The 6,977-nt window shown below is 67.4% G+C and carries 8 protein-coding genes; 2 read left to right on the forward strand and 6 right to left on the reverse strand.

What is annotated here, in order from left to right:
- The first annotated feature begins 12 nt into the window (after positions 1-12).
- Positions 13-1,260, forward strand: coding sequence for a sensor histidine kinase (locus IEW13_RS15420; RefSeq protein WP_188551828.1), 1,248 nt, complete (start codon positions 13-15; stop codon positions 1,258-1,260).
- A 64-nt stretch (positions 1,261-1,324) separates the two neighbouring features.
- On the opposite strand, the gene IEW13_RS15425 is transcribed toward IEW13_RS15420, so the two are convergent.
- The 4 genes from IEW13_RS15425 to IEW13_RS15440 all read right to left on the reverse strand — a co-directional run bounded on the left by IEW13_RS15425 (position 1,325) and on the right by IEW13_RS15440 (position 4,385).
- On the reverse strand, positions 1,325-2,386 hold the full coding sequence (locus IEW13_RS15425; RefSeq protein WP_188551829.1) for a 2,3-butanediol dehydrogenase: 1,062 nt from the start codon (positions 2,384-2,386) through the stop codon (positions 1,325-1,327).
- A 147-nt stretch (positions 2,387-2,533) separates the two neighbouring features.
- Entirely contained in the window at positions 2,534-3,136 is a 603-nt protein-coding gene (locus IEW13_RS15430; RefSeq protein WP_188551830.1) for a hypothetical protein, read from the reverse strand.
- A gap of 180 nt (positions 3,137-3,316) precedes the next feature.
- Positions 3,317-3,772: an acyl-CoA thioesterase gene (locus IEW13_RS15435; protein ID WP_188551831.1), complete on the reverse strand. Its 456-nt coding sequence runs from the start codon at positions 3,770-3,772 to the stop codon at positions 3,317-3,319.
- Between the two features lie 187 nt (positions 3,773-3,959).
- Entirely contained in the window at positions 3,960-4,385 is a 426-nt protein-coding gene (locus IEW13_RS15440) for a phage holin family protein (protein WP_188551832.1), read from the reverse strand.
- 349 nt (positions 4,386-4,734) lie between these two features.
- Here IEW13_RS15440 and IEW13_RS15445 point away from each other — a divergent pair, with 349 nt between their 5' ends.
- Complete coding sequence (locus IEW13_RS15445) at positions 4,735-5,631, forward strand: amidohydrolase family protein (RefSeq protein WP_229745230.1); 897 nt, start codon at positions 4,735-4,737, stop codon at positions 5,629-5,631.
- A gap of 395 nt (positions 5,632-6,026) precedes the next feature.
- Here IEW13_RS15445 and IEW13_RS15450 read toward each other — a convergent pair whose 3' ends face one another.
- Positions 6,027-6,395: a type II toxin-antitoxin system death-on-curing family toxin gene (locus tag IEW13_RS15450; RefSeq protein ID WP_188551833.1), complete on the reverse strand. Its 369-nt coding sequence runs from the start codon at positions 6,393-6,395 to the stop codon at positions 6,027-6,029.
- Positions 6,395-6,601, reverse strand: a complete 207-nt coding sequence (locus IEW13_RS15455) for a CopG family ribbon-helix-helix protein (RefSeq protein WP_188551834.1) — start codon at positions 6,599-6,601, stop codon at positions 6,395-6,397. Before IEW13_RS15455 ends, IEW13_RS15450 begins: the two co-directional genes overlap by 1 nt.
- Positions 6,602-6,977: the final 376 nt, after the last annotated feature.

A 6,977-nucleotide genomic window follows, 5' to 3' on the forward strand; every position in this document is an offset into this window, starting at 1 on the left:
GGCACTCTCACCGTGTCGTTGCGCTGGAAGATCGTCCTGACCGTCGTCGCCTGCACGGTGATCGCGGTGCTCAGCAGCGGGCTGATCCTGCGCAGCTACGTGGCCAGCGCCGAGTACGAGAGGCTGCGGACCAGCACCGCCGATCAGCTCGCCTCCGCTGCGGCCATCTACGCCGAGACCGGCATGCTCACCCTGAACGCCTCCATCGACGATCCCGAGCTGCCGCCGGCGCTGGCGGAGGCGGCGCAGACCGGCACCGCGGTCACGCAGATCACCGGTTCGGGCGACGACGAGTGGGTGTGGGCCGCCAGCCGGGTCGCGGTCGGCTCGCACGAGGGCATCATGTCCGTGCGCCTGGACACCTCCGAGTCCCAGGATCTCCTCGCCCGCCTGGACCGTGGCCTGCTGATCGGGATGCTGGTGCCCGGCGCGCTGCTGACCTTGCTGGCCAGCCTGATCGCCGACCGGATGACCAGGCGCCTTTCGCAGGGCGCGGCGGCGGCCCGGCGCATCGCGCAGGGCGACAGCTCCGTGAAGGTGTCCGAGGCGATCACCTACCGCAACGACGAGGTCTCGGACTTCGCGCTGGCGGTGGACCGCGCGGTGGACCGGCTGCAGCAGAGGATCACCTCGGAGCAGCGTTTCACCTCCGACTTGGCGCATGAGCTGCGCACCCCGCTGACCGGGCTGATCAATGCCGCCGCGCTGCTGGACGACTCCCGCCCGGCGGAACTGGTGCGGGACCGGGTGCAGCGCCTGCAGACGCTGGTGGAGGATCTGCTGGAGGTGTCCCGGCTGGAGGGCGGGAAGGTGGAGCTGCAGCTCTCCCGCGTGGTGCTCGACCAGACGGTGCACTCGCTCGTGCAGCGACTGCAGGCCAATACGATCCTCGGGGAGCACGAGGTGCGGGTGATGCCCGGCGCGCCCGGGGTCGCGATGGAGACCGATCTGCGGCGGCTGGAACGCATCCTGACGAACGTGCTCATCAATGCCGCCAAGCACGGTGCCGATCCGATCGAGGTGACGACCTCGCCGGAGGCGATCACGATCACCGACCACGGGCCCGGCTATCCCGACGACATCCTCTCCCACGGTCCCAGCCGCTATCTCTCAGCCGGCGCCGGGGGCATGGGGCTCGGCCTGGTGATCGCCGAGGGCCAGGCCCGCGCCCTGGGGATGCAGCTGCGGGTGGGCCGGGCCGCCGGGGGCGGTGCCCGCACGGACATCGTGCTGCCGGCGCAGTTCGTCGCGCGAGTCTGAACCGGCACTGGCGACGAGCCCGCCGGTCCCGCCGCCGAGGTGCCGGACAGGTCCCCGCATGCCGTTACATCCTGGGGTTGACCAGGATCTTCACGTGCTGCTCGTTGTTGTTGATGAGCTGCTCGAAGCCGTCGGTGATGAGGCTGTCCAGCCCGATCCGGCCGGTGATGAACGGAGCCAGGTCGAGTTTGCCCTGCTGCACCAGCTCGATGGTGCGCGGATGGTCGTTGGCATAGCCGATGGTGCCGCGCAAGTCGATCTCCTTCAGCACGAGCGTGGGCATGTCGACGGTGGGCTTGTGGCCCCAGATCGACACGTTCACCACCACCCCGCCGGGGCGCACCGCGTCCAGCAGCATGTCCAGCACCGGTTCGACCGAGGAGCACTCGAAGCCGACATCGGCGCCCTTGCCGTCCGTGAGGGCACGGACCTCATCGGCGACATCGACCTCGCGGGGATCGAAGATGTGATCGGCGACCCCGGTTTCGCGGGCCTTGGCCTTGCGGGCCTCGCTCAGTTCGGAGATCGCCACCGTCAGGCCCTCCGCCTTGAGCACTGCGGCGGTGAGCAGGCCGATCGGTCCGGCGCCGCCGACGACGGCGAACTGCCCGGCCTGGGCTCCGGAACGGACATAGGCGTGATGACCCACCGACAGTGGTTCGATGAGTGCCGCCTGGTCCAGCGGGATGTCGCCGATGGGATGCACCCATCGACGCTCGACGACGATCTTCTCCGCCAGGCCGCCGCCGCGGCCGCCCAGGCCGATGAAGTTCATGTCCTCGGAGAGCTGGTAGTCGTGGCCGGGCCCGACCGGGACGTCATCGCGGATGATGTAGGGCTCGACGACGACGTTCTGGCCGACCTCCAGGTCGTCCACGCCCTCGCCGAGCGCCGTGATGGTGCCGGAGAACTCGTGGCCCATCGTGACGGGCGCTTCCTCTCCGGAGATCGGATGCGGGTGTCCCTTGGGCGGGACGAAGATGGGGCCTTCCAGGTATTCGTGCAGGTCAGTGCCGCAGATGCCGCACCAGGCGACGTCGATGGCGACCGTGCCGGGGAGCAGGGTGGGCTCCTCGATGTCCTCGATGCGGATGTCCTTGCGGTCGTGGAACCGTGCTGCCTTCATGACATTCCTCCCATCGGATCACAGCGCAGTTCGCGCCGTGCTTTCATGCTAGGCGGCGCATGGATGGGTGCCCGCGGGCGGGGGTGTCAGGCCGGGCAAACAGACTCAGCGGCGGGCGGGGCCTCGTGCTCTCCCCTGAGGAGGACGTCAGTTCTCCGCGGCGGCCTGTGCCTTGAGGCGCTTGCGGGCGGTGATGGCGCCCAGGACGAAGACGACGCCGGTCATGAGCGCGGCCGCACCGGTGAAACCGAGGATCGCCAGGGGCTGCATGGCAGGGTTGATGAACAGCACGAGCGCCAGGAACAGATGGATGCCGCCGGCGATGAGGAAGTCCGAGGCACCGCGGTAGCGCTCCCGCAGGGTGCGCCACAGCCACGCTTCGAGGAGACCGTGCAGCAGCGCCCACACCGAGATCGCGGCGACCAGCTGACCGGCCTGTTCAGCGACGACGAGGAACAGGATCCCCGGCAGGGTGACGATCACCTGACCCCAGACGATCATCGAGCATCCGGCCGGGAGGTGGGGGGAACGGGCCTGCAGGATGAGCAGGACGGCGTTCAGCACGAGGTAGCCCAGCAGCAGCCAGTCGACCTGCGCGACCGGCAGGACCAGCAGCGAGGGGGCCAGTTCCTCCCGGGGCCAGAAGACCATCACGAAGCCGAAGGCCATCCCGAGGATGCCCCGCCACAGGAGCACGCCGTGGAACGGGAGTGGCTTGCCGGTGTCCTTGTCCGAGTCGTGGTGCGTCACGGGAGACGATTCTACGCGCCCCGTCCTGAGCACAGCCTAAGAACCCGCACGGTGCCGCGCTGTGTTGGCGCCGCCTGCTGGCTTCCTGGCACGGCCTGCTGTGTTCCGGCGCCGCCTGTTGCCTTCCGGTGCCGCTTATTTCCGGGCGTGTGCACTAATTCCTGGTGAGCTCACGCGGAATTAGTGCACACCACCGGAATCATGAGAGGAACCGTCACGGGCGGCGGTGTCGGAGGCCGGCCGGGGGAAACGGTCCCGGTTGTAGGTGATGTCGGTGTAGCCGTGTTCCTGGGGGACGCCGTTCTCGTCCAGGCTGACGAACACGATCGTGTCGATGGTCAGCAGGGTGCGGCGCGTGACCATGTTCCGGGCCTCGGCGCGCATGGTCAGGGAGGTCCGGCCGAACTTGGTGGCGCGCAGGCCGATCTCGATCAGATCGCCCTGGACGGCAGAGGCGCGGAAGTTGATCTCCGAGATGTACTTGGTCACCACGCGCTGGTTTCCCAGCTGGAGCATGGCGTAGATGGCCGCCTCCTCGTCGATCCATTTCAGGAGGCTGCCGCCGAACAACGTGCCGTTGGCGTTGAGATCCTCGGGACGGACCCATTTCCTGGTGCGGAAGTTGATCTCGCTCATGACTCCAGCGTAGGACCGCGGTCCCTGCCCCGTCGCGGGCGGGTCGCACCATGGCGGCGCAACGCACAAGTCGCGCTGTGGCGGCCCAGCAGCTGGTGACGCCGTGCCCCGCGCCCCCGGTTCTGTGCAGCGGTTCGGCCAGTACGCGCCAGCAATTGCCCCCCCGGTTCTGTAGGAGCTGTCAGGCTCAGGCACGCCCGTGTTCGTCGCGGACGAAGATCCGTTCCAGCACGGCGGAGACGATCCCGGCGACGATCCACATGCCGATGGCGGCCAGCAGCGCGGCGAAGAAACCGTCCAGGGTCAGCACGATGGGTGTGAACGAGCTCAGCCAGGCGGTGAGCATGAGCATGCCGGCGGCGATGACGAGGCTGAAGAGCCCGAGGGTGAGGCAGGTGATGGGGAGCGCGAGCAGGTCGACGATGGGCCGGATGAGCCCGTTCACCACGCCCAGCAGCAGGCCGATGAAGAGGTAGGAGCCGATGGTGGCGGCGGTGTCGTTGCCGAGCGTGTCGGTCACGGCCTGGCTGTGCTCGACGCTGAGGCCGGGCAGGAGCAGGGCCAGCAGCCAGAAGCCCACGGCGTTGGCGATGACGGTGACGACGAAGCGCATACCGCTATTGTCGCCGGCATCCCTGCGTATTGTCTCGGAGCCCTGTCGCGGAACCCTGTCGCGGAGCCTTGTCTCGGAGCGCTGTCTCGGAGCCCTGTCACGGAGCTCCGGGATGAAGCCGGGGGAGGCCACCGCGCTCACATGCCCATGCCGCGCCTTGCGACGGATTCGCGGCCGGCCTGGGCGACGTCGAGCACGGGTTCACCGTCCATACGAGCTGTGCGCTCTACCCCGCATTGGCGCGGCACGCCCCTCATGGTGCAGGAGAACCGCGCCGATCACCGTGCCGGAGGCTCGCGCGGTGCCGGTAAAGGTGCCGGTAAAACGGAGTCGCACCTAGGATGGGAACGTGACCGACGCTGTTCACCCCGCACACGACCAGGACATTCCCGCGTTCTGGCGGAGCCTCGGCCTGCCCGGCCTGGCCGATATCCACGTTCATTTCCTGCCGGATGCCATGCAGCAGAAGGTCTGGTCGTACTTCGACGACGCCGAGCAGAACTACGGCAGGCCCTGGCCCATCCGCTACCGCTGGCCGGTGGAGGAGCGGCTGGAGTTCCTGCGCGGCATCGGCGTCCGGCGGATTCCCGCGCTCACGTACCCGCACAAGCCGGGGATGGCGGCGTGGTTGAACCAGTGGAACGCGGAGCTGGCGGCTGCCTATCCGGAGGTGATCCACTGCGGCACGTTCTATCCGGAACCGGAGGCCGCCGGTTATGTGGGCGAGGCGCTCGCCTCCGGGGCGCGGCTGTTCAAGACTCATGTGCAGGTGGGTGAGTACGACCCCGCCGATGCGTGGCTGACGCCGGTGTGGGATCAGCTCGAGCGAGCTCAGGTCCCCGTGGTGGCGCACGCGGGGTCCGCGCCGTTGAAGGGCACCTATACCGGAACGGAGCGGATCCGACGGGTGCTCGCGGATCACCCGCGGTTGGTCCTGGTGATCGCGCACATGGGGATGCCGGAGTATCACGGCTTCGCCGACATCGCCGAGGAGTACGAGAACGTCCACCTCGATACGACCATCGTGTTCACCGAGTTGGCCGAGTACTTCGCGCCGGTTCCGGAGGACTACATCGGGCGGCTGGGCGCGCTGAAGAAGAAGATCGTGCTGGGCACGGACTTCCCCACCATCCCGCACACCTACGCCGAACAGCTGCGGGTACTCCGCGCACTGGACCTCGGCGACGACTGGCTACGCCACGTCCTCTGGCACAACGGCGCCCGCCTGCTGGGGCTGGACGAGTAGGGTCTACCGCGTCGTGACCTCCGCCTACGCGGAGCCTTCTTCCTCGCCGCCCGGCAGTCGAGCCTTGAGCTGGGTCTACCTCCGCCTACGCGGAGCCTTCCTCAGCGGGGACACCGATGAGACCGAAGGCGAGGGTCGACCTCCGCCTACGCGGAGCCTTCAACCTCGGAATCTTTGGAGCCATCCCGGTTGGGGGTCGACCTCCGCCTACGCGGAGCCTTCTGGCCCACCTTCCCCAGGAGGGAGCGGATTCCGCGTCGACCTCCGCCTACGCGGAGCCTTCACTTGTTGACCAGCGGTTTTGTCGGGTGCGTGTCCCATTCTCATTCACTTCGTTTGACTACGCCACCTGTCTGCGGCCGGGGCGCAAGTCTTAATCGCGCGTTCCCAGCAGATCAACGCCATGGCTCAACTCGGTCGGCGATGAAACTGGCCGACTGGTCTAGGTTTACGTCACCGCGCGCGACCGCAACGATGTGCTCGTACAACTCATCGTTGCCGGCGACAAGACGCAGTCCGTTCAGCCTCAGAAATACCGCGAGAAGGTAGAGGCCCGTTCGCTTGTTGCCGTCGAACAGCGGGTGATTCCGAACGATTGACTCAGTCTGCGCTGCCGCCGCGAGAGCAAGCGACCCGTAGGCGGGCAGCCCGAACGCTGAAGCTACTGGCCGAGCAAGTGCCGAGTCGAGCAACCCGACGTCACGGACTTGAAGCCCCCTCGCTCGCAGCGCCTCCAGCGCATCCTCGAGCTCGACGCGGTCCATCAGGTCTCAGCGAGACGGGCTACGACGTCACCGTAGCGATCATCGACATCCGCCAAGGCTTCCTGAACCATGCGTTTCCGGTTGTGCTTCTTGAGTACATCCTGGACACCCTCGATAAGAAGCGCGTGCTTGGACACGCCCTGCTCGCGCGCGAGGCGGTCCAACTGCGCATCAAGCTCTTCGGGAAGACGCACATTCATCGCCATACCACAATGGTACCGCGCGATCACACCATTCCCGGGGGCCGTCATCCGAGGGAACGCGCACCTTGCTCGCACTCAAAGCTGCTCGACGGCATACGCCACCAGCTCCCCCGGGGCTGAGACTGGCTCCCGCCTTACGCGGAATCTTCGTCATGATCGCACCCACGCCGGGGCCCGCGATGGGTCTACGGGTCTACCTCCGCCCACGCGGAGCCTTGGCCTGGAGCGGCTGGCCGGTGATCCCTGACCCTGGCCGACTCCGGATGGCTCCGCTCAGGCGATGTTTCGGCTCACGAGCAAGCACGCCAACGGCTTATCTCACACAGTTGAAGCGACTTGCCGAACAAACACAGAGTCGAGAGCCTTCAATGATCCGAGC

The sequence above is a fragment of the Sediminivirga luteola genome, assembly GCF_014639315.1.
GTDB lineage: Bacteria > Actinomycetota > Actinomycetes > Actinomycetales > Brevibacteriaceae > Sediminivirga > Sediminivirga luteola.